Origin of the sequence: Curtobacterium sp. MCSS17_008 (genome assembly GCF_003234185.1) — a bacterium.
Taxonomy (GTDB): Bacteria; Actinomycetota; Actinomycetes; order Actinomycetales; family Microbacteriaceae; genus Curtobacterium.
Genome location: NZ_QKSM01000006.1, coordinates 137,293 through 157,930, shown reverse-complemented (window position 1 = coordinate 157,930; position 20,638 = coordinate 137,293). Strand labels below are relative to the sequence as shown.

Genomic DNA, 20,638 nt, shown 5'->3' with positions numbered 1-20,638 from the left:
AATCACATCACGGCGGAACTCTTCCGGATACGCCTTCACCATGGCGCACATCCTTCCAGCAGGAGCCAACGCTCCTACCTGTCAGGAGTCAACCGAACCTGCAGCAGTCCCGGATGGAACTGCGGTAGCGCCGGTGCTCGAACAGGTATTGCCCCTGCTCGTCCGTGTACTCGTAGGACGTGTCGAGCTCGTACCCGAGCGGTGCCCAGGCAGCGCTCACGACTGCTGCTCCGGCGTGAATGTGCGGGCCTCGATGTAGGCGTCAAGCTGGTCAGGGCTGAACAGCGTGTGCAGGCCGAGCTTCGTGTGCCCGATCTTCTTGTCGGCTACGAGCCGGCGAAGCTGTCGCTCGCTCGTACCGAGGTACGACGCCGCTTCGGCGTAGCGCAGCCAAGTGCGGGTGGGAGTTTGTGAGTTGTGCAGGGATGTCATGGTCCGCTCCGGTCGAAGAGAGACCAGGCGGAGCACGAAAGCTACATGTGCAGCGTCGCCCGGTCAGAGGTTGATCTGTCGGGCGACGGAGCGCGCGGAACTACCCCGCGGGCGTCGCCCAGCGGGCCGTGTTGGGGGCGTTGGGGCTGGCCGGGCGGGCAGCAGGCCGAGCATCGGGCAGGGGCCGGAACGCGCGCGCGGCGACAAGCGCGACCTGCGCTCGCAGAGCGTGACGCAGTCGGGCGTTAAGGCGGTTGATCGCGTCCTGAGTACGCCGCGAGACCCGAAGCATCTCGGCGGCAGCACGGTCAGTCAAGACGGCGTCTTGCAAACGAGAGAGCGCGTCGACGGCGAGCAGCACTTCACGCTCGGTCAAGCCTTGCGGCGACTTGGGCGCGTCTTGCCCCTGCCATGCGCTTGATCCGTACTGCATCTGTCTCACCTCGTCTCGTTGCTCGCGAGGACCCTACCCCGGATTTTCTTCTATTCGCCGAGCTCGACCCACCGGTTGCGGAGTCGCATCGGCCGGTGGTGCAGGCCATCAGTCGGTTCGGCGTCGAGCGTGATGCTCACACCGTGCAGGTCGCTGCTGCAGTCCACGGCGACGAGCAAGTCCAGCCCGCGGATGGGCACTCTCGCGTTCCAGGACCGCGGGTAGTACAGCGACTGCAGGGTCTTCGCGACCGACCAGCCGGACAGGTAGGGCAGCTGACCGCGGTCAGCCCACACAGCGATACGCATAGCAGCGTCGAAGACGACACCCCGGTACGGAAGCCGTTCGGAGGCAAGATCCGCGTTCAGGCGCATGGTGGCTAGCTCCACACGACTGAGGCGCTGCATGGGGCTGTCATCGGGTGCCGCCGTCTGCGAGTCGACCTTCGGCCAAGTGCGGTCCCAGCCCCAAAGGGCGTGCAGCGCTTCCAGCGACCCAGGTGTTAGAATGTTGGATGTCACGGTTAGGTCCCTCCGCCGCCCCGACTCCGCTTCCAGGAGTCGGGGCGGTTCTCTGTGTCAATACTTCTTGCTGAGTGCCGGATAGCGGACTACGAGAGCGCGGTACGCGGCGTATGGGTCGTTGGCCTTCTCTGCTAGCCACTCCGCTTCCCTCGCGAGGCGTTCGAGAGCATCGATCTGCTCCTGCGCCCGGCTGCGCAGGGCGGTGTATCGCTCGGCGACCGCCTTCAGATCGACGCGGGCGCTGTCGAGCGGGTACTTGACCTCCTCTCGCACGGCGCGTTCGATGTTCGTTGCATCCTTGGCGAGCGAGACGCCGCGTTGGATCAACGCCTGCGAGCTCTCGACCAAGGAGTTCTCGTAGATCCGGACTCGATCGAACACCGCGTCGTCCACACGCTTGATCTCGGCCTGTTCTGCAACCGAATTCGGGTAGGACTCCTCCCGAGCGTGAATGCGGTATACCTCGGGGTCCGCAGCGACGGCGGGGCTGTAATCGAAGACAGGCACGTCAGGCTCCAATCCGGCGCGTCGGACGCTTGGCCAGCTCACGGATGCGGTCGCGGGTGCTGCTGCTCTCGTCGACTCGCTCGAAGGCCGCGGTGAAGTACCGCTCCGTGGCGTCGAGTTCAGCCCGCAGCTCTTCGGCAGCGCCGCGATAGTCCTCGGCGCGAACGCGAAGCACGCCCGCAGCGTGCGGTCCGCCGTACGCGGGATAGGGAGTTGTCTCGATGGTCATCGGTCGTCCTTTTGGGTTGAGCGGTCACTGCTGAGTCGGCCGCGGGTCTTAGTCGGGCGGAGCGTCTGAGCGACTTCGGGGAACAGCACCCCAAGAGTCGTCAGGTGATCGACAAGCGCAATGCGCACGATTGTCGCCTTGGAAATGCCGCCGAGGCGCACCATCAAGTCGAGCGCGTCCACTACTTCCGTCGGCACCGTGGTTCGCAGTTCTGCTTCCGATTGCGGCATTGCCATGTGCTGTCCTTCCGTTGGCTGTAGCATTAACGGTACATACCTGCGGCAGCCCCGTGGGGCAATAGGTGCGTTTTTGTTTCTGCAACTATCGACAATCACGGAAAGCAATTCTCATGAGCAACAGCAACAACAGCGACCGCGACCGCGGCACCGAGTACACCGGCAACGACAAGGAGCGAGCGAAGCACCCGCTCACCGTGCAGGCGCAAGCCCGCGCCATGCGGCGCGAGGGACTGAGTAGCCGGAGGGACATGCCTGATCGACGCAAGCCCCAGTAGGGGGACCTGACGGGGCCGTCTCACAGCAGTGAGTATCAATCATGGTCTCGCCCAATGTCGCGCTTACAACTGACGCTTATGTCCCCATCCTCAAGAGCAAGCGAGCGGAGCTGGACGCCATCGGCGGCTGCACCAATGATCGCCTCGTCCCCCTCTTGGAGGTCATCGAGCCAGTCGGAGCAGCAGCAGCGATCTCAAGGGTCTGGCAGGGGCCGAATCAGATCTGGGTCCAAGCCCTCAACGCTGAGGGGCAGGACGATTCCGACTTCGCCCCGGTCGTCGATGACCTTTTCGCCGCGCTGCGTCATGAAGCCGTGACTAGCGTCCCCGTCATCACTGCAACCGAGGAACCTCTCACGCTCGGTGTGGTCGCGTCGGTTATACGCACGGACGGTCGTGGCGTCGTCATCCGCCTCGACGTGGAGGACTTGATCGACGAGGCAATCAACATGGCAACCGATGTTGAGTCCACAGTTGCGTCTCTTGGGCTTGCCCGCTCCGAAGTTGACATCGTGGTCGATGCGGGGCTGCTGTCGGGCAGTGTCGCCATCCAGGCCGCTGTCGCCGGCCAGGCGGTTCACGCCCTCCCGGCTCTCAACGACTGGCGTTCGGTTGTCGTGGCATTCTCCGCATTCCCTTCGGCAATTGGGGATGTCGCGCCGCGAGAGAGTGTAACGGCTATTGCAAGAGCTGACGCGTCCGCATTCATGACGGTTCGGCCCGGCATCGGTCGCCCCGTCGTCTTTGCGGACTATGCGATTGGCGTGCCCACCTATGGCGGGGCACCGTTCACTCCCATCCCAAACATGCGGTACACGAGCGGCACCGACTGGTTCATACATCGCGCGAAGGAGCGGAAAGCACCGTCGCCGCAATATCGAGCGCTTGCCTCAGGCATCGTGTCGGCCCCCTACTACTCGGGGGCCAGCTTCTCAATTGCTGACCAGCAGATCAGCGATATTGCGGACGGAAGCGCCGGGCCAGGAAACGCGACGACGCACCTGCGTATTGGAATGTCTCGTCATATTCACGTGGTGCTTGAACGTCTCGCCACCCTTGGCGAGCCGTGAGCGCTCGTACAACAATCGCTCTCAACTCGTCCTGACTCGCAACCTGTGCGAGGCGTTCCCAGAGGACATCCCGGGGCTTAGACCGGAGCCCTGCCGCGGCACCGAGCAAGTCCAGGGCGTGGAGCGCCTCGTCCCGCCAGAGCAGACCGGCGAGCGCGACCGCATCCGTGCGACGGAGCGGCCGTGCCTTTCGGATCTGCTTGTAGGTCAATTTCCCGGCCTCGCGTCGGACAACGGCGAGCCCCCAACGTGAATCGAGGGCGCGTCTCGCCGCGCCCAGGTGGCGGTCCGTGACGACCAAGGTGCAGAAATCGAACACCTTCGAGTATGAGGACATCTGCTGAGGGAGACGACGCAGCGTATCTAGGTCGCTCTTCAGCTCATAGCCGATCAACGCGTCTCCCACCAGGGCGAGGTCGATACGCCCCTCGGTGCCCACGACGAACTCGTCGACGACGAGCGGAGCAGTCTGCCCATCGCTTCCGTCGTCCGCCACAGCTACGCGGACGAAGTCCCGGAGCTCTTCTTCGGTGACTGGCGGCATAGCGACAGCATAGGTGGGGAGGCTTGTTCTCTCGGGGTGGCGCGCTCCCGCGGCGAGACGTCCGAACGGTGTCCTGCCCCTCCTGGAACCCCTCCAACCGCGCTCCACCACGCCCGACCTAGCCGAACCGACGTGAGCCACTGCGGCTCTCTTCGAAGCCCGAAAATACGGGCCAGGACAGCGCCGCAGAGGTCGGATCAGTTCGCGTCGGTTTGCAGCGGTAGCGCACGAGGGACGTTCTTCCAAACTGGCCACGCGGGTTCGATTCCCGTCATCCCCTCCGTGCTCGTCAGCGCTCCGCGCGGTCGTCGGTCCTCCCGTCCTGTTCCCGGCGGACGGCGGAGTGTCTCCCGCTGGCGCTCCGCGCGGTCGTCGATCCTCCCGTCCCGTTCTTGCGCTCTCGGCTCGCTCATCGGACCGTCTCGGGCAGGGCATGGGCCCGCGGTCGATGATGAGCACATGGGCGACACGACGCAGCGACACGCACTCGGACGACGGGACCTGCTCGTGGGCGCCGGTGGTCTCGCCGCCGGCGGGGCCGCCGGGTGGTTCGGCCGACCACTCGCGCACACCCGCGTGGCATCCCCGACCCCGTCCGCGGAGGCCGAGCCGGCCGCCGACGCCGCCGCGGTCCGGCGCTGGGCCACGATCCAGCCCACCCTCGCCGGCACGACCGTGACCCGCGGCACCGGCACACCGGCCCCCGGCCTGCTGTTCTCGGCCCTCGACACGGACGTGCACCGAGGGGTCATCACCGACGACGAGGGCGAACCCGTCTGGGTCGACACGAGCGGCGCGGACATGTACGACCTGCGCGTGCAGGAGTACCGGGGCGAGCCGGTGCTCACGTACGTCTCCGGGCTGCTGACCGACGGGTACGGCATCGCGACCGGGACGATCCTCGACCGGTCCTACCGGGTCCTCGAGACGGTCCACGCCGGCAACGGCCTGTCGGTGGACCTGCACGAGTTCCTCATCACGGCCCAGGACACCGCGCTCGTCACCGCGTACCCGGTCGTCCCGGGCGACCTGTCGTCCGTCGGCGGGCCGACGGACGGCTGGTTCATCGACTGCCACGTGCAGGAGATCGACATCGCGAGCGGTGCCCTGCTGCTCGACTGGCGTGCGAGCGACCACCTCGCGCTCGCCGAGAGCAAGCAGGCGATCGGCGACGACGGCCGCAGCGCCGCCTCCCCCTGGGACCCGTTCCACCTCAACTCGTGCACGGTCGACGGCGACGACGGCCTGCTCCTCTCCGCTCGGCACACGCACGCGGTCTACGCGATCGATCGGTCGTCGGGTGCCGTCCGGTGGCGCCTCGGCGGGGAGCGCAGTGACTTCGAGGTCGCCGACGACGCCGTGTTCGCGTGGCAGCACCACGCCGTTCGATCGTCACCGACGCGCATGACCCTGTTCGACAACGTGAGCAAGGACGGCAGTTCCCCGTCGCGCGGCCTCGTCCTGCGACTCGACGAGCAGGCCATGACGGCGACGCTCGACCACGAGTACCGGCACGCAGGCCGCAAGGGCATCGCGATGGGGTCGATGCAGCACCTCGACGGCGGTCACCTGTTGGTCGGCTGGGGCACGGGCAAGGGCCTGACCGAGTTCGCGGCGGACGGCACGGTGGTGCTCGACATCGCCTTCGACGGCGCCTCGTACCGGTCGTTCCGACACGAGTGGACCGGCACGCCTGCCCGACCCCCGGCGGTCGTGGCCCGGACCACGGCCGGCACCCCCCGCGCGTACGCGTCGTGGAACGGGTCCACCGAGACGGTGTCGTGGCGCTTCGACCACGGCACCGCCCAGGACGCCCTGACGTCCTCCGTGACGGCGGATCGGACGGGGTTCGAGACACACGTCGCGCTGCCGACGTCGGCGCGGTGGGTGCGGGCGGTCGCCATCGGTTCCGACGGCACCGAGCTGGCGCGCTCGGCCGTAGTGCGCGTGTGAGGCGGGTGACGTGACGAGACGTCGCACCGCGCGCGGCGTGTCGCCCTGTCGATGGGACCGCGTCCGACACGCCCGCACGCGCCGGATCCCGGTCCGTACGACGCGACCGACTTGACGTCGGTTCGAACACACGTTCGAATATCGCTGTGGGACGGCGTCGCGAGAACCGGTGGCAGCCCCCGGAACACCCGGAGGTCGAACGCCCGCGCGCCTACTCCCTGTCCGAGGAGGCCCGCGGGCCCGACGTCTGCCACGCCGTCACGCCCGTACCCGTGTGGGCGTGGATCCAGTTCCCGACCTTCCACATCCGGGTGAAGGGGTTCGCGAAGAGCTGGACGCGTGACGCCGTCCTCGTCGAGTGGGCGCAGTTCGGGCAGCAGGCCGACGCATGGGTGTGGCGGTCGGCCGTGAAGCACCGTGCGCTCAGGGCCGACCGCACGGACCGGCATCCGCAGGACGCACCGCATTGACTTCGGCCTGGATCACGAGGATCGTTCTGCCGACACCGGTTCATCGAGATACTCACTGATCGTGTAGTTCGCCCCGCGATCAGTCGGAAGGAGGCGCCATGAAGAAGAGCGAGGTGCCGTCCTGGGTCGCCCACGTGCTCACGCCGCCGGAGGTCATCGCGGCCTACGTCGAGCGGCGGATCAACGACCCGGCGCTGCTGTCGGGTGTGCAGGCGGAACCCACGTACGCGGACTTCCTCCGCGTCGAGTGAGCGCCCCCACGGGAGGCGCGGCGGACGTTCCCGGCGTCAGGGAAGCGGACCCGCGCCTCCCGTCGGTCCGACCGCGGCGCGAGCGCGACCGCGTCGCGCCGACAGCGTGACACCGATGCTCGCGATGCTCACGCACGCGAGGGCGACGACCTCCTGCACCGCCAGCCCCTCGCGCAGGACCACGAGCCCCGCCAGCGCAGCGATCGCCGGTCCGAGGCTCTGCAGCACGCCGAACACGCGGGTCGGCATCCGTCGGAGCGCGAGCATCTCGAGTGCGTAGGGCAGCACGCTCGACAGCACCGCGACCGCGGCGAACACGAGCAGCAACGACGGGTGCCCGGCCACACCCTCGATCGCCGGCCGGAGCCCGGTCGGCAGGGACACGAGCATCGCGACGACCATCGACACCGCGAGCCCGTCGACCCCCGGGATCGCCGCCCCCACCCGGCGGTTCATCACGATGTAGCCCGCCCAGCAGACCGCGGCGGCGATGGCCGCGACCAGGCCCCCGACCGCGGTCACCGCGGCGGGACCGACGCCGAGCAGCACGACCCCGGCGAGTGCCAGCAGGGCCCAGGTGACGTCACCCCACCGCCGCGTGTGCACGAGCGACAGGGCGAGCGGTCCGAGGAACTCGATCGTCACCGCGACGCCGATCGGGATGGTCGCGAACGCCACGTAGATGAACACGTTCATGCCGCCGAGCGCCAGGCCGAGCAGCACCGCGGCGGTCCACTGCGCCCGCGTCCAGTGCCGCACGCGGGGGCGCACCACGAGCACGAGGACCACGGCACCGATGACGAGCCGGAGCGTCGCGGCACCGACCGACCCGACCTCGTCGAAGCGCGTCTTCGCCACCGCGGCACCGATCTGCACGGACACCATCGCGGCGAGCGCCAGCAGCGGTGCGGGGACGCGGGTCACGGTGCGGTCGCCATGCGTGGTGACGATCAGCCGAGGTAGGCCAGCACCGCGAGCACCCGGCGGTGGTCCTCACCGGTGTCCTCGAGGGCGAGCTTGCCGAAGATGCTCGAGACGTGCTTCTCGACGGCACCGGTACCGATCACCAGCGCGCGGGCGATCGCGGCGTTCGTGCGGCCCTCGGCCATGAGTCCGAGCACCTCGCGCTCCCGCGGCGTCAGGGCGGCGAGCGGGTCTCGACGGCGGCCCATGAGCTGGGTGACGACCTCGGGGTCCAGCACCGTGCCCCCGCTGGCGATGCGCCGGACGGCGTCGTCGATCTCCTCGAGCCGGGTCACGCGGTCCTTGAGCAGGTAGCCGATGCCCGTCGCGCCGGCGGCGAGGACGTCCTCGGCGTAGGTGGCCTCGACGTACTGGGAGAGCAGCAGGACCCCGGTGCGCGGGGCGATGCGGCGGGTCTCGACGGCGGCACGGACGCCCTCGTCGGTGAAGGTCGGCGGCATCCGCACGTCCATCACGACGACGTCCGGCGCCGCGTGCGGCAGCGTGGCGAGGAACGCGTCGGCGTCGGCGTACTGGCCGACGACGTCGATGCCCGCCTCGTCGAGGACGCGGGCGAGCCCTTCGCGGAGGAGGACGGCGTCGTCGACGACGACGGCCCGGATGCGTGCTGCATCCGGGCCGTCGCTCATGCCGACCAGCCTAGTGGGAGCGTCCGTGCTCCCCGCGGCCTCAGGCGCGTCCGACGGGGACGCCGTTCAGGGCGCCGAGCGGGATCCGTGCCGTGACCTCGGTCGGGCCACCGTCTGGGCTGTTCACCACGAGCTCGCCGTCCAGCGCCCGCATCCGGCCGGTCAGGCCCTCGAGTCCGTGTCCCTCCTGCGGACGGGCACCGCCCCGGCCGTCGTCGGTGACGCTGACCGTCAGGTACCAGAGGCCCGAGGCGTCCACGATGAGTCCCAGGTAGACGCCCGCGGTCGACGCGCCCGCGTGCTTCGTCGTGTTCGTCAGCAGCTCGCTCACCGTGAAGTAGACGTTGCGCTGGATCTCCGTCGCGAGCTCGAGCCCCTCGGGCAGACGGACGTCCAGTCCGACGGGGATCGGCGTCCGCGCCACCAGGGCCTCGAGCGCGGCGACCAGGCCGCGGTCGAGCAGGATCGGCGGGGCGAAGCCCCGGGACAGGGCGCGCAGTTCGTCGAGGGCGTCCTGCGCGTGCTCGGTCGCCTCGCCGATGAGCTGCTTCGCCTTCTCCGGGTCGCGGTCGAACGCGCGCTCGGCGGCCGCCAGGTCCATGCGGAGTCGGACGAGTCGCTGCTGCGGGCCGTCGTGCAGGTCGCGCTCGATCTGCCGGAGCGCCTGGCCCTCGGCGGTCACCGCACCGGCCCGCGACGCCTGCAGACCGGCGACGCGCTGCTCGAGCTGCTCGGCTCGGAACCCGCCGAGCAGGCCGAAGTCGATCCAGTAGTGGGCGAGCACCGACCCGCGGGCCCAGAGCGGCAGGAGCAGGACGGACGCCGCCATCGACAGCAGGCCGAGGAGCGCGACGCCACCGATCAGACCGGTGTCCCAGCTCGGGAAGTACAGGCCGCCGATGCCGCCGAAGGCCCAGGCGGCGCCGACCGCCAGCGGCCAGAGGAACCCGGTGGCCAGGAGCACGCCGGCGCCGACGGTGACCAGGGCCGCGAGCGGGTAGACGACGGCCGCGTGCAGCAGGTAGAGCCAGTAGTGCGGGTTCGCCACCGCCGACCCGGTGCGCGTCCACCAGTTCTGCTGCCAGCGCGGGGTCCAGTCCACCGGGCGGATCGGCCTCGGGTCGGCCCAGCCGATGCGGAGCTTCTCGAACTGGCCGAGCCAGCGCGCCACGAACAGCGCGATGAAGAACATCAGCAGCACGAAGGGGTTGAACAGGTCGCGCAGCCCCTGGCCGAGGAGCGCCGCCGGGAACGCGGCGTAGAGCGTGCAGAGCAGCACCGCGGTCAGCGCCATGTACCCGAAGTCACGGGGCAGGCGCCGCCAGGCCTCGCGGTAGAACCGACCGGCGGTCATCCCGGAGCCGGCCCCGCCACCACCGACCGGGGCGCCGTCCGCTGCGAACGGCGGCTGCCCGCCCGCGAACGACGGCTGCCCGCCCGCGAACGACGGCGGCTGCCCCGCGGCGGACGGCGTCGCACCCCAGCCCGAGGGCGCGGACGAGGCACCGGCGTGGGGCGTCCGGGGCTGCTCGGGCATGGGCTTCGTGGCTCCCTGCGGCACGGCGTCGTCCAGCGGGACGGTGCGTGCACGGTCGGCGGCGTGGTCGTCCAGCGGGACGGTCTCGGCCTGGTCGAGGCGGTCGGTGTCGGTCATGGGTCCAGCCTCGCGGAGGCGGCCCACGCGTCCCATCCTGCCGCCTCCCGGATCGGTGGTGGGGTTATCCCCCGCCCGTCCTCCACAGGCCCTCCGGATCCGCCTCGCCACCGGCGCGCTCGTGACACGGTTGCGGGGTGGACGCTCTCGCCTGCCTGCTCGACACCGTCGGGCTCGACGTCCGTCATGACCGAGAGGTCGTCTCGTCCGCACCGGACTGGACGCTCGACCTCGAGGCGCACGACGGGTACGTGTGGGTCGCGTCACGGCGGACGACAGTGTGGGTGACGTCCGGGCCCGGACCGCCACGAGCCGCCGGCCGAGTGGGACCGGACGACGGGCGACATCGTGGCAGCGACCGTGCAGTGCTCGCGACGGACGGCCGAGCGACGGTTCCGGGAGAGCAGGGGCCGCACTCCGGACGAGTTCCGCCGCTGGTACCGCTCGCTGCGGGTCCGACGGGCGCTCCTGGAGGGGGAGGACGAACGCGAGGTCGCGCGCCGCTTCGGCTTCGCCACCGTCGGGTCGCTCCGCCGAGCACTCGACCGCGCACGGCCACCACGGGCGGCGGACCCGCACGATCCCCTCACGCCGTGACGATCCCGGTGCACGGGGACCGGGACCTGGGAACCGAGATCGTCACGGCGCGAACCGGGTCTCGCCGTCCGACACGGACCGGCGACCGTCTCGGCGACGCACGCGGTCGAGGGGTCAGACGAGGGCGGCGGCGACCTCCGGGGCTTCCTCGGGGACCGACCAGGGGCGGTGGGTCATGCCGCTGTCGCCGCGGAACGAGACGGCCCTGCCGGACTCGTCGCGCGCGTAGGTGATGTGCTCGTCCACGGAGCCGAACCGGTTGCCCGACGCCATCCGCAGCGTGTCGCCGTCGACGACCCCGAGCCGCACCGGCGACTCCGTCGGTACGGGCTGCGTCGGGTCGATCGCGAGCAGACGGTCCCCGACGCGGGCGACGTCGGTGATGCCCTCGAACGTGGTGAAGCGCCCCGTGTACCGGTCGGTGCCGACGTCGGCGGCCAGCACGGGGCCGGGCGCGTGCTCGTCCGCGGCGGCGTCGAGCAGGTGGACGATGCCGGTCGCGAGCATCGTCGCGGGGCCGGTCGCGCTGCTCGTCAGGACGGAGACCACGAGCGACGACGCCGGGTCGAACACCGACTGCGTGATCTGTCCGGGGAAGCCGCCGGAGTGGCCCCGCACCTCACGGCCGTTGATCCGGTCGACGATGAACCCGGCGCCGTAGCCGCGCGCCGCGGGGTCCGTGTCGATCGCGCTCCACGCCTTCCGCTGCGCCAGGCGCTTGGCGTGGTCGGACAGCAGTGTGCCCCGGCCGGGCACGTGCGCCGAGAAGTAGCGGACCAGGTCGGACGCGGTGCCGTGGAAGCCGGTCGCCGCTGCGAGCGCACCGGTCGTCACGTGCGGGACGCGCTGCCGGGTCCGCGCGGTGTGCAGCCCCGTGTAGCCGACGACGAACTCGTCCTCACGCGCGGGGTCGAACTCCGGGCCCGTGCCGGTCAACCCGAGCGGCTCGACGATCGCGGACCGGACGTGCTCGGCGTAGGACGTCCCGGTGACCGCCTCGATGACGAGCCCGAGCAGACCGTACCCGAGGTTCGAGTAGTTGAACGCCGAGCCGACGGGCACCTTCGCACCGCCCTGGACCACCAGGGCGACGAGCTGGTCGGCGTCCGGGAAGGGGTGGTCGAGCGCCCAGTGGTCACCGTCGGCCCCGTCGCGGACGACGCCGCCGCCCATCTCCATGAGCTCGCGGACGGTCGCGTCGGCGATCGGCGAACCGGCGTCGACGAGCGCGGGCACGAACGAGCCGACGGTGTCGTCGAGCCGGAGCGCGCCGGCGTCGGCGAGCTGCAGCAGGGCGGTCGCGGTGAACGTCTTCGAGTGCGACGCGATCCGGAACAGGTCCGCGGTCGTCAGGCGTCGACCCGCCTCGACGTCGGCGTACCCCCAGGCCTCCGAGAAGAGCACCTCGTCCTCGAACCCGATCGCGACCTGCACCCCCGGGAGCCGGAGCTGCCACACCTTGTAGCCGATCCACTCACGGACGTAGGGCAGGACGGACTCGTACGCGGCGCGCTTCTCCATGCCGACCAGCCTGGCATGTGCCACGCTCGTCGCATGCGGCACACACCCCACTTCCTCATGACCGACGTCGACGAGGTGCGGCGTCTCATCGACGCGCACCCGTGGGCCACGATCGTGTCGCACACCGCCGCGGGGCTCGTCGCCTCGCACTACCCGGTCCTGCTCGACCGCACCGCGAGCACCGACGACGAGATCGTCCTCGTCTCGCACGTCGGCCGCCCCGACGAGGTCGCCCACGAGCTCGGCCGCCACGAGGTCCTCGTCGTGTTCCAGGGCCCACACGGCTACGTCTCCCCCGCCTGGTACCCGCCGGAGCAGTTCGTGCCGACGTGGAACCACGTGACCGCGCACTGCTGGGGCACCCCGGAGATCCTGTCCGACGAGGAGAACTTCCGGGTCCTCGGCGAACTCGTCGACCACTTCGAGCGGGTGATGCCGGAGCCGGTGTCGCTCGAGGTCGACGAACAGACCGCCCGCCGCGCGGCGAAGGGCACGGTCGGCATCCGCATCCGGGTCGCCCGCTTCGACGCCCGCGCCAAGCTGTCGCAGAACAAGGCGCCCGACGTCGTCGAGCGGATCATCGCCGGCCTGCGCGGGGACGGCCCGTACGCGTCGCCGGCGCTCGCCGACGAGATGGAGCGCGCGCACGCAGTGCGCGCGGACGGTCAGGAGGCGCGATGACCGACCTCCTGCTCCGTACCGTCCGTCGGGTGGGCACCTCCGGCGCTCCGTGCGACGTCCGCATCGTCGGCGGTCGGGTCGAGGCGGTCGCTCCGGCCGGCACGCTCGATCCGGCGAGCGCGGACACCGACGTGGTCGAGACCGACGGCGCCTGGCTCGGTCCGGGGCTCGTCGACCACCACGTGCACTTCGACCAGTGGGCGCTCGTGCGCCGCCGGATCGACGTCTCCGGGTGCACGACGGCGGAGGCGACCGCCGACGTCCTCGCAGCGGTGGCGCGCACCGGCGTCCCGGACCTGGTGCTCGTCGGCCACGGCTACCGCGACGGGATCTGGCCCCGCCCCGCGCGACGCGAGCTGCTCGACCGGGCCGCACCGGGCCTCCCGGCCGTCGTCATCGCCGCCGACCTGCACGCCGTGTGGTGCAACGCGCTCGCGCTCGCGCACTGCTCGGCACTCGTCGGCCGGCCGCTCGTCGCCGGCGAGGACGGGGTCCTGCGCGAGCAGGACGCGTTCGACGTGACGGCCGCGCTGTCCCGCGTGCCGGACGACGTGCTCGACGGCTGGGTGGCGGACGCGGTCGACGCGGCCGCGGCGCGGGGAGCCACCCGGGTCGTCGACCTCGAGATGGTCTTCGGGCTCGACCGCTGGACCCGGCGGGTGCACGCGGGCACCGACGGCCTGCGGGTGGACTCCGGCGTGTACCCGGGCGAGCTCGAGGCGGCCATCGCCCGCGGACTCCGGACCGGCGACGTGGTCGACGGCACGCGCGGCCTCGTCCGGATGGGCCCGTTCAAGGTCATCACCGACGGCTCGCTCGGCACCCGGACCGCCGCGATGACCTCGGGCGATGGCGTCCTGGCGTACGCGTTCGACGACCTCGTGGCGATGGTCCGCCGGGCGGTCGACGCCGGGCTCGTGCCCGCGGTGCACGCGATCGGCGACCGGGCGAACACCCTGGCGCTCGACGTGTTCGAGGCCGTCGGTGCCCGCGGGAGCATCGAGCACGCGCAGCTCCTGGTCGACGCCGACGTCGACCGGTTCGGCCGGCTCGGTGTCGTCGCCTCGGTGCAGCCCGAGCACGCGATGGACGACCGGGACATCGCGGACCGGCACTGGGCCGGCATGACCGACCGGGCGTTCCCCCTCGCCTCGCTGCACCGGGCGGGCGCCGAGCTCCGCCTGGGCTCGGACGCGCCCGTCGCACCGCTCGACCCGTGGGTGTCGATGGCAGCAGCGGTCGGGCGGGATCGTGACGGTCGCGTGCCGTGGCACCCCTCGGAACGCCTGTCCGCGCTGACCGCGTGGCGCGGCTCGACCGAGGGCAGCCGGGTCGGGGTGTCCGTCGGTGACGAGGCCGACCTCGTGCTGCTCGCCGCGGACCCGCTCGCGGTCGCCGACTCCTCGGCACTGCGGCACGCAACGGTGCTGGCGACGGCGATCGCAGGGCGGTTCACGCACCGCGACCTGTGACCGGGCCCGGTGCCTCCCCTGGTCCCCTGACTACTGCTGGTCCTCCGGGCACCAGTAGAGCTTGCGTCCGGCCATGTCCGCCATCCGGATCTCGGTCCCGCAGACACGGCAGGGCTCGCCCTGGCGGTGGTACACCCAGTGCCGGTCCTTCCGGGACCGGACGGCCTTCGCGTGATCGGCCTCGGAGAGGTCGTCCATCGTCAGCATGAGGCCGTCGCGGACACCCGCGTGCAGCAGCTTCGACCAGTCCTGCCAGAGCGCCTTCGCCTGCTGCACGGTGATCTCCTTGCCGGGCTTGTACGGGTCGATGCGCTGCCGGAAGAGCAGCTCGGCGCGGTAGATGTTGCCGATGCCCGCGACCACGGACTGGTCCATGAGCAGTCGCCCGATCGCGACGTTCCGCTTCCGGACGTTCTCGACGAAGGTCTGCTCGGCCTCCGGGCCGTCGTCGTTGATCGGGTCGGGTCCGAGCTTGTCGAGCGCGCGCTGCACCCCGGCCGGGTCCTCGACCACGCAGGCCGTCGGGCCGCGGAGATCGGCGACGGTGTCCTCGGTCAGGATGCGGACGCGCACCTGACCGACCGGGTCCGGCGGGAACGACTCGATCGGGTCCTCGGCCTTCTCCTGCTCGGCCATCCGGTACCGGGCGAGCCGTGGAGCGCCGATCGACGACAGCGACTCCTCGCCGTCACCGTCCTCCGACAGCGCCTCGGCCGACGAGATCACGCCGGCGAAGTCCCACGCGCCGTACAGTCCGAGGTGCACGCGGAGGAACAGGTCGTCCTCGAACTCCAGGAACAGCTGCTTCGCGACGGCGCGCGCGGCGGTCATCCGCTTGCCGTCGAGCCGCTCGGCCCCGGCTGCGAACCGGCCCTGGGGGCTGGAGACCTCGCAGCGCTTCCCGACGAAGTGCCGGGCGAACTGGTTGGCGATCCGGTGGACGGAGTGACCCTCTGGCATCGGTCCTGTCTCCCCGGACTACGCGTCGATCTGCTTCCCGGCGATGCGCCCCGTCGTCTCGTACTCGGCGAGCTGCGCGATGCGGCGGGCGTGGCGCTCCTCGCCGGAGAACGGCTCCGCGATGAACAGGTCGACGAACCGGATCGCCTCGTCCTCGGTGTGCTGGCGCGCGCCGATCGAGATCACGTTCGCGTCGTTGTGCTGGCGGGCGAGCACCGCGGTGGACTCGTTCCAGACGAGCGCGGCGCGGATGCCCTCGACCTTGTTCGCGGCGATCTGCTCGCCGTTGCCGGAACCACCGAAGACGACACCGAGCGCCTCGACACCCGCACGCTGGTCCTGCACGACGGCGTGTGCAGCGTTGATGCAGAACGAGGGGTAGTCGTCGAGCGCGTCGTACTCGGTCGGACCGTGGTCCACGACCTCGTGCCCCGCCTCGGTGAGGTGCTGGGCGAGGGTCTTGTTGAACTCGAGGCCGGCGTGGTCCGTTCCGAGGTGGATGCGCATGGCTCCGATCCTATTCCCGGCCCCGCGCCGCCCGGACCACCACGACGACGTACCGCACGGGCTCCGCGCCTGGGTTCCGGTAGACGATGTCGGCCGGCTCCCCGAGCTCGAGCCGGTCGCCGGCGCCGAGCCGCGTCGGCTCGTCGCCGACGACGACCTCGAGCACGCCGTCGACCACCCAGATGCAGTGCCGGAGGAACGCGTAGGCGGACGCCGGGTAGGCCACCTGCTCACCGGCCGGGAGGCGCACCTCGGTGACGTCCGCGGGGAAGTCGGCGCTCGAGACCGGGCGACGGCGGTACCCGGTCTCGGGGTCGGTCCAGGAGTCGGCGGTCGCCCCGCGCTGGACGCCGCGTGCCTCGTCCGGGTCGGTCGCCCTGGGGACGTCGTGGTCGAGTGCCTCGTCGAGGAGCTGCGAGATCGTCAGCCCGAACGCACCCGACAGTCGCCCGAGGATCGTCGCCGTCGGGCTGGACACCCCGCGCTCGACACGGTTGATCATGGCCCGGGAGACGCCGGACTCCTCGGCGAGTTCGGTCAGGCTCCACTTCCGTTCGGTGCGCAGGCGCTGCAACCGCTCGCCCAGACGTCGTTGGGCGACGTCGTCGGGGTGCTCGCTCCCGGTTTCCGCTTCCGGCACGGCCTCGTCTACGATCTGAGACATGGCGACAGCATATGCGACGGGTTCCCCTGCGCCGGTCACGGTGCGGGACTGCGAGCCGCGGGACCTCGACGTCGTCCACGCGCTGCACGTCGATGCCGTGCTGCACTCGACCGCCATCTGGCAGGAGGAGCCGCACCCGCGCGCGTACTTCGACGGCTGGCTCGCCGAGCGCCGGGCTGCCGGGCTGCCCGTCCTGGTCGCCGAGGTCGACGGGGTCGTCGCCGGCTACGTCACCTACAGCGCGTTCCGGCCGCACCAGGGGTACCGGCACACCGTCGAGCACAGCGTCTACGTCGTGCCGGCGTTCCGCGGTCGGGGCGTCGCCACCGTGCTCATGGACGCCCTCGTCGCGCACGCCCGCGCGGCCGGGATGCACGTGGTGATGGCGGGCATCTGCTCGTCGAACACCGGCTCGATCGCCCTCCACGAGCGTCTCGGCTTCAGCGTGGTGGGCGTCCTGCCCGAGGTCGGCCGCAAGTTCGACCGGTGGCTGGACCTGACCCTGATGCGGTTGCCTCTCGACTGAGCGGGTCGAGACGGACGGGCGCGCCCCGCTCAGCGGCAACGCGAAGCGTTGCGCGGGGCGCGCCGAGCGAGCCTGCGAGCGAGGACGGTGCGGGCCCGCACCGCGCCTCCCGTCCGCTGACCGGTCGCCGCTACTGCGCGACGGTGTCGAAGATCGGGCCGACCGTCCGCGAGCGCTTGAGCTCGAAGAAGCCGGGGACCTTCGCGACGGCGACGACGCCGTCCCACAGGTCGAGCGCCTCCTGGCCCTTCGGCGCCGGGGAGATCACCGGGCCGAAGAAGGCGGTGCCCTCGACCGCGATCACGGGGGTCCCGACGTCCTGGCCGACGCGGTCGATGCCGTCCTGGTGGCTCGCACGCACGGCCTGGTCGACCTCGTCGGTCCAGGCGTACTCGAGCAGGTCCTCGTCGAGGTCGAGCTCGCGGAGCACGGCCGGCACGACCTGCTCCGGGTCGGGCTCCTGACGGTGGTGGACGTGCTCACCGAGCGCGTCGTACAGCGGCTTGACGATCTGCTGACCGTGCCGGAGCAGGGCTGCGGTGACGATCCGCGGGTACACCTGCCCCTTGTCGATGCGCTCCCGGTACTCGTCCGGGATGTCCTGGTCCTCGTTGAGGACGAACAGGCTCATCACGCGCCAGGTGACGTCGATCGGGCGCTGCCGCTCGACCTCGCCGACCCAGCGGCTCGTCATCCAGGCCCAGGGGCAGTTCGGGTCGAACCAGAACTCCACAGCGGTACGGGCGGTCTCGGTGTTGTCCACAGTCGTCTCGGTCACGCTGCGAGCGTACGCGCGCTCGCTAGGCTGATCCCATCGTCCCGACGGCGCACGACGCCTGCCGGGAGCCCCCTCACCACGGACATCGATCGTCCGTGCCGCAAGCGAAGTTGGAGCGTCCGTGCCCGGAGAGAACCTCACCAGAACCGAAGCCCAGGAACGCGCCGCGATCGTCGACGTGCAGACGTACGACGTCGAGCTGGACCTGACACGCGGTGCCGAGACCTTCGGCAGCACGACGCGCGTCCGGTTCACGGCGACCCCCGGTGCCTCGACCTTCATCGACGCGATCACGAAGACCGTGCACTCGATCACGCTGAACGGTGCCACGCTCGACGTCGCGGCCGTCAACGACGGCGTGCGCATCCAGCTCGACGACCTGCAGGAACAGAACGAGCTCGTCGTCGTCGCCGACGCGCTGTACACGAACACCGGCGAGGGCCTGCACCGCTTCGTCGACCCCGTCGACGACGAGGTCTACCTGTACTCGCAGTTCGAGGTCCCGGACTCGCGCCGCATGTTCGCCGTGTTCGAGCAGCCCGACCTCAAGGCCGAGTTCAGCTTCACCGTGACGGCACCGTCGCGGTGGCAGGTCGTGTCGAACTCCCCCACCCCGGAGCCCCACGTCGACGGCGAGGTCGCCACGTGGTCGTTCGCCCCCACGGCGAAGATCTCGAGCTACATCACCGCGCTCGTCGCCGGCCCGTACGAGGTCGTGCGCGACGAGCTCACGAGCCGTGACGGCCGCACGATCCCGCTCGGGGTCTTCGCCCGCAGGTCGCTCGCCGAGTACCTCGACCCCGAGTACGTCTTCGAGACCACGAAGAAGGGCTTCGCCTACTACGAGGAGAAGTTCGACGTCCCGTACCCGTTCGAGAAGTACGACCAGCTCTTCGTCCCGGAGTTCAACGCGGGCGCGATGGAGAACGCCGGCTGCGTGACCTTCACCGAGACCTACGTCTTCCGCTCGAAGGTCACCGACGCCATCAAGGAGCGGCGGGTCGTCACGATCCTGCACGAGCTCGCCCACATGTGGTTCGGCGACCTCGTCACGATGAAGTGGTGGAACGACCTGTGGCTCAACGAGTCGTTCGCCGAGTGGGCGTCGACCATCGCCACGGCCGAGGCCACCGAGTGGACCGGGGCGTGGACCACGTTCCAGGCGATGGAGAAGTCCTGGGCCTACCGCCAGGACCAGCTCCCCTCGACGCACCCGATCGTCGCGACCATCAACGACCTCGAGGACGTCCAGGTCAACTTCGACGGCATCACGTACGCCAAGGGTGGCTCCGTCCTCAAGCAGCTCGTGGCATGGGTCGGCATCGACGCCTTCTTCGCCGGCGTCTCGGCGTACTTCAAGAAGCACCACCACGGGAACACCGAGCTCCGTGACCTGCTCGTCGAGCTCGAGGCCACCAGCGGCCGCGACCTGTCGGAGTGGTCGAAGCTGTGGCTCGAGACCGCCGGCGTGAACACGCTGCGCCCCGAGGTCGAGGTCGACGAGTCCGGCGTCATCACGTCGTTCGCGGTCCTGCAGGAGGCACCGGCCGACCACCCGACGCTCCGTCCGCACCGCCTGGCGATCGGCGTCTACGCGTTCACCACGGACGAGTCAGCGCCCTTCGGCGCCGACACCGCCTCTGCCGGAGGCAAGCTCGAGCGGACCCACCGCATCGAGATCGACGTCGACGGCGCCCGCACCGAGGTCCCCGAGCTCGTCGGCGTGCACCGCGGCGACCTCGTGCTCCTCAACGACGACGACCTGGCCTACGCCAAGATCCGTCTCGACGAGCAGTCGCGCCGCACCGCGATCGAGCACCTCGCGTCGATCGCGAACCCCCTCGCGCGCTCGATCGTCTGGGGCGCGATGTGGGACGCCACGCGCGACGCCGAGTCCCCCGCGAGCGACTACGTCCGCCTCGTGCTGGGCAACATCGCCACCGAGACCGAGTCGACGACGATCCGCACCACGCTCTCGCAGCTGTTGCTGACGGCGCGGAACTACGTCGCGCCGGCGAAGGTCGACGCGACGGTCCGCACGGTGGGCGACACGCTCTGGCAGCTGGCGTCGTCCGCCGAGGCCGGCTCGGACGCCCAGTTCCAGTTCGTGAAGTTCTTCGCGCAGATCGCGTCGACCCCGGAGCACGTGGAGACCCTGCGCGGCCTCCGCGACGGTTCGGTCACGCTGAGCGGGCTCGAGATCGACACCGACCTGCGCTGGGAGCTCCTCGAGGGCCTCGTGCTCGCGGGTGCCGCCGGTGACGCCGAGGTCGACGCCGAGCTCGCGGCCGACAAGACCGCGTCCGGCGAGCAGGCCGCCGCGCGCGCCCGTGCGACGATCCCGACCGCCGAGGGCAAGCTCGCGGCGTTCTCGTCACTCGTCGACTCGTCGGAGCTGCCGAACGCGATCGTGCGTCAGACCACCGTGGGCTTCCAGCACACGAACAGCCCCGTCGTGCTCGAAGGGCTGGTGCCGCGGTACTTCGACGTGCTGACCCGCATCTGGGCCGAGCGCAGCTACCACATCGCCGACACGATCGTCAGCGGGCTCTACCCGGCGCCGCTCGCGTCGGTGGAGCTCCGCGACGCCGCGAACGCGTGGCTCGAGGCGCACCCGGAGACCCCGGCGCTGCGGCGCATCGTGTCCGAGAACCTCGCGGGCACGGAGCGCGCGCTGCGGGTCCAGGCGGCCGACGCCTGACCGCACAGGTTCTGGTGAACAGGTGCGGGGCCTCGGT

Annotated in this window: 25 protein-coding genes; 10 read left to right on the top strand and 15 right to left on the bottom strand. The window is 70.6% G+C overall.

Annotated elements, in window-relative coordinates; translation table 11 throughout:
• Positions 1-88: 88 nt before the first annotated feature.
• The 6 genes from DEJ23_RS15940 to DEJ23_RS08925 form a co-directional block, all read right to left on the bottom strand.
• Positions 89-220 (bottom strand): hypothetical protein, encoded by a 132-nt coding sequence (locus DEJ23_RS15940; RefSeq protein ID WP_258375384.1) that lies wholly within the window; start codon positions 218-220, stop codon positions 89-91.
• A complete protein-coding gene (locus tag DEJ23_RS08945) occupies positions 217-432 on the bottom strand; it encodes a helix-turn-helix domain-containing protein (RefSeq protein WP_111239907.1) in 216 nt (71 codons plus the stop codon). The genes DEJ23_RS15940 and DEJ23_RS08945 overlap by 4 nt, the downstream gene beginning before the upstream one ends.
• A gap of 483 nt (positions 433-915) precedes the next feature.
• A complete protein-coding gene (locus DEJ23_RS08940; RefSeq protein ID WP_146240241.1) occupies positions 916-1,173 on the bottom strand; it encodes a hypothetical protein in 258 nt (85 codons plus the stop codon).
• 270 nt (positions 1,174-1,443) lie between these two features.
• On the bottom strand, positions 1,444-1,896 hold the full coding sequence (locus DEJ23_RS08935; protein ID WP_111239905.1) for a hypothetical protein: 453 nt from the start codon (positions 1,894-1,896) through the stop codon (positions 1,444-1,446).
• Between the two features lies 1 nt (position 1,897).
• Positions 1,898-2,125 (bottom strand): hypothetical protein, encoded by a 228-nt coding sequence (locus tag DEJ23_RS08930; RefSeq protein WP_111239904.1) that lies wholly within the window; start codon positions 2,123-2,125, stop codon positions 1,898-1,900.
• On the bottom strand, positions 2,122-2,361 hold the full coding sequence (locus tag DEJ23_RS08925) for a hypothetical protein (RefSeq protein ID WP_146240240.1): 240 nt from the start codon (positions 2,359-2,361) through the stop codon (positions 2,122-2,124). The genes DEJ23_RS08930 and DEJ23_RS08925 overlap by 4 nt, the downstream gene beginning before the upstream one ends.
• Before the next feature lie 113 nt (positions 2,362-2,474).
• On the opposite strand from DEJ23_RS08925, the gene DEJ23_RS15680 reads away from it, so the two are divergent.
• Both DEJ23_RS15680 and DEJ23_RS08920 read left to right on the top strand, forming a co-directional pair.
• Entirely contained in the window at positions 2,475-2,639 is a 165-nt protein-coding gene (locus tag DEJ23_RS15680) for a hypothetical protein (protein ID WP_181429188.1), read from the top strand.
• A gap of 41 nt (positions 2,640-2,680) precedes the next feature.
• Positions 2,681-3,709 (top strand): beta family protein, encoded by a 1,029-nt coding sequence (locus DEJ23_RS08920; protein ID WP_111239902.1) that lies wholly within the window; start codon positions 2,681-2,683, stop codon positions 3,707-3,709.
• Here the strand turns inward: DEJ23_RS08920 and DEJ23_RS16070 are convergent.
• Positions 3,591-4,253 carry a sce7726 family protein gene (locus tag DEJ23_RS16070; protein ID WP_181429187.1) on the bottom strand — a complete coding sequence of 221 codons (663 nt, stop codon included), beginning with the start codon at positions 4,251-4,253 and terminating at the stop codon, positions 3,591-3,593. The two genes, DEJ23_RS08920 and DEJ23_RS16070, sit on opposite strands and share 119 nt — an antisense overlap.
• Before the next feature lie 459 nt (positions 4,254-4,712).
• Here DEJ23_RS16070 and DEJ23_RS08915 point away from each other — a divergent pair, with 459 nt between their 5' ends.
• The 3 genes from DEJ23_RS08915 (at position 4,713) to DEJ23_RS15670 (ending at position 6,927) form a co-directional block, all read left to right on the top strand.
• A complete protein-coding gene (locus DEJ23_RS08915) occupies positions 4,713-6,206 on the top strand; it encodes an arylsulfotransferase family protein (RefSeq protein ID WP_111239901.1) in 1,494 nt (497 codons plus the stop codon).
• Positions 6,207-6,352: 146 nt separating this feature from the next.
• The gene (locus tag DEJ23_RS08910; RefSeq protein WP_111239900.1) at positions 6,353-6,676 is read left to right on the top strand and encodes a hypothetical protein; all 324 of its coding nucleotides are present in this window, start codon (positions 6,353-6,355) and stop codon (positions 6,674-6,676) included.
• Between the two features lie 98 nt (positions 6,677-6,774).
• Complete coding sequence (locus DEJ23_RS15670) at positions 6,775-6,927, top strand: hypothetical protein (RefSeq protein ID WP_181429186.1); 153 nt, start codon at positions 6,775-6,777, stop codon at positions 6,925-6,927.
• 36 nt (positions 6,928-6,963) lie between these two features.
• On the opposite strand, the gene DEJ23_RS08905 is transcribed toward DEJ23_RS15670, so the two are convergent.
• Genes DEJ23_RS08905 through DEJ23_RS08895 form a run of 3 tightly spaced genes read right to left on the bottom strand, consistent with a single transcriptional unit; the run spans position 6,964 to position 10,194 of the window.
• Entirely contained in the window at positions 6,964-7,851 is an 888-nt protein-coding gene (locus tag DEJ23_RS08905; RefSeq protein WP_111239899.1) for a DMT family transporter, read from the bottom strand.
• A 26-nt stretch (positions 7,852-7,877) separates the two neighbouring features.
• Positions 7,878-8,540, bottom strand: coding sequence for a response regulator transcription factor (locus DEJ23_RS08900; protein WP_111239898.1), 663 nt, complete (start codon positions 8,538-8,540; stop codon positions 7,878-7,880).
• Between the two features lie 40 nt (positions 8,541-8,580).
• Positions 8,581-10,194, bottom strand: a complete 1,614-nt coding sequence (locus tag DEJ23_RS08895) for a sensor histidine kinase (RefSeq protein WP_111239897.1) — start codon at positions 10,192-10,194, stop codon at positions 8,581-8,583.
• A gap of 348 nt (positions 10,195-10,542) precedes the next feature.
• Here DEJ23_RS08895 and DEJ23_RS08890 point away from each other — a divergent pair, with 348 nt between their 5' ends.
• A complete protein-coding gene (locus DEJ23_RS08890) occupies positions 10,543-10,791 on the top strand; it encodes a helix-turn-helix domain-containing protein (RefSeq protein ID WP_181429185.1) in 249 nt (82 codons plus the stop codon).
• 114 nt (positions 10,792-10,905) lie between these two features.
• On the opposite strand, the gene DEJ23_RS08885 is transcribed toward DEJ23_RS08890, so the two are convergent.
• On the bottom strand, positions 10,906-12,312 hold the full coding sequence (locus DEJ23_RS08885) for a serine hydrolase (RefSeq protein WP_111239895.1): 1,407 nt from the start codon (positions 12,310-12,312) through the stop codon (positions 10,906-10,908).
• A 33-nt stretch (positions 12,313-12,345) separates the two neighbouring features.
• Here DEJ23_RS08885 and DEJ23_RS08880 point away from each other — a divergent pair, with 33 nt between their 5' ends.
• Together DEJ23_RS08880 and DEJ23_RS08875 are read left to right on the top strand one after the other, a co-directional pair.
• Positions 12,346-12,993 (top strand): FMN-binding negative transcriptional regulator, encoded by a 648-nt coding sequence (locus tag DEJ23_RS08880; RefSeq protein ID WP_111239894.1) that lies wholly within the window; start codon positions 12,346-12,348, stop codon positions 12,991-12,993.
• A complete protein-coding gene (locus DEJ23_RS08875) occupies positions 12,990-14,465 on the top strand; it encodes an amidohydrolase (RefSeq protein WP_111239893.1) in 1,476 nt (491 codons plus the stop codon). The genes DEJ23_RS08880 and DEJ23_RS08875 overlap by 4 nt, the downstream gene beginning before the upstream one ends.
• A 30-nt stretch (positions 14,466-14,495) precedes the next feature.
• On the opposite strand, the gene DEJ23_RS08870 is transcribed toward DEJ23_RS08875, so the two are convergent.
• The 3 genes from DEJ23_RS08870 to DEJ23_RS08860 are packed head-to-tail and all read right to left on the bottom strand — an operon-like array spanning position 14,496 to position 16,596.
• Positions 14,496-15,425 (bottom strand): Fpg/Nei family DNA glycosylase, encoded by a 930-nt coding sequence (locus DEJ23_RS08870; protein WP_111239892.1) that lies wholly within the window; start codon positions 15,423-15,425, stop codon positions 14,496-14,498.
• Between the two features lie 18 nt (positions 15,426-15,443).
• Positions 15,444-15,932 (bottom strand): ribose-5-phosphate isomerase, encoded by a 489-nt coding sequence (locus DEJ23_RS08865; RefSeq protein WP_111239891.1) that lies wholly within the window; start codon positions 15,930-15,932, stop codon positions 15,444-15,446.
• A gap of 10 nt (positions 15,933-15,942) precedes the next feature.
• Entirely contained in the window at positions 15,943-16,596 is a 654-nt protein-coding gene (locus tag DEJ23_RS08860; protein ID WP_111239890.1) for a helix-turn-helix domain-containing protein, read from the bottom strand.
• Here DEJ23_RS08860 and DEJ23_RS08855 point away from each other — a divergent pair.
• Complete coding sequence (locus tag DEJ23_RS08855) at positions 16,595-17,122, top strand: GNAT family N-acetyltransferase (RefSeq protein ID WP_111239889.1); 528 nt, start codon at positions 16,595-16,597, stop codon at positions 17,120-17,122. The genes DEJ23_RS08860 and DEJ23_RS08855 overlap by 2 nt on opposite strands.
• A gap of 130 nt (positions 17,123-17,252) precedes the next feature.
• On the opposite strand, the gene DEJ23_RS08850 is transcribed toward DEJ23_RS08855, so the two are convergent.
• Positions 17,253-17,900, bottom strand: a complete 648-nt coding sequence (locus DEJ23_RS08850) for a DsbA family protein (protein WP_375342266.1) — start codon at positions 17,898-17,900, stop codon at positions 17,253-17,255.
• Between the two features lie 121 nt (positions 17,901-18,021).
• Between DEJ23_RS08850 and pepN the strand changes: the two genes are divergently transcribed.
• A complete protein-coding gene (pepN, locus tag DEJ23_RS08845; protein ID WP_111239887.1) occupies positions 18,022-20,601 on the top strand; it encodes an aminopeptidase N in 2,580 nt (859 codons plus the stop codon).
• The last annotated feature ends 37 nt before the right edge of the window (positions 20,602-20,638 follow it).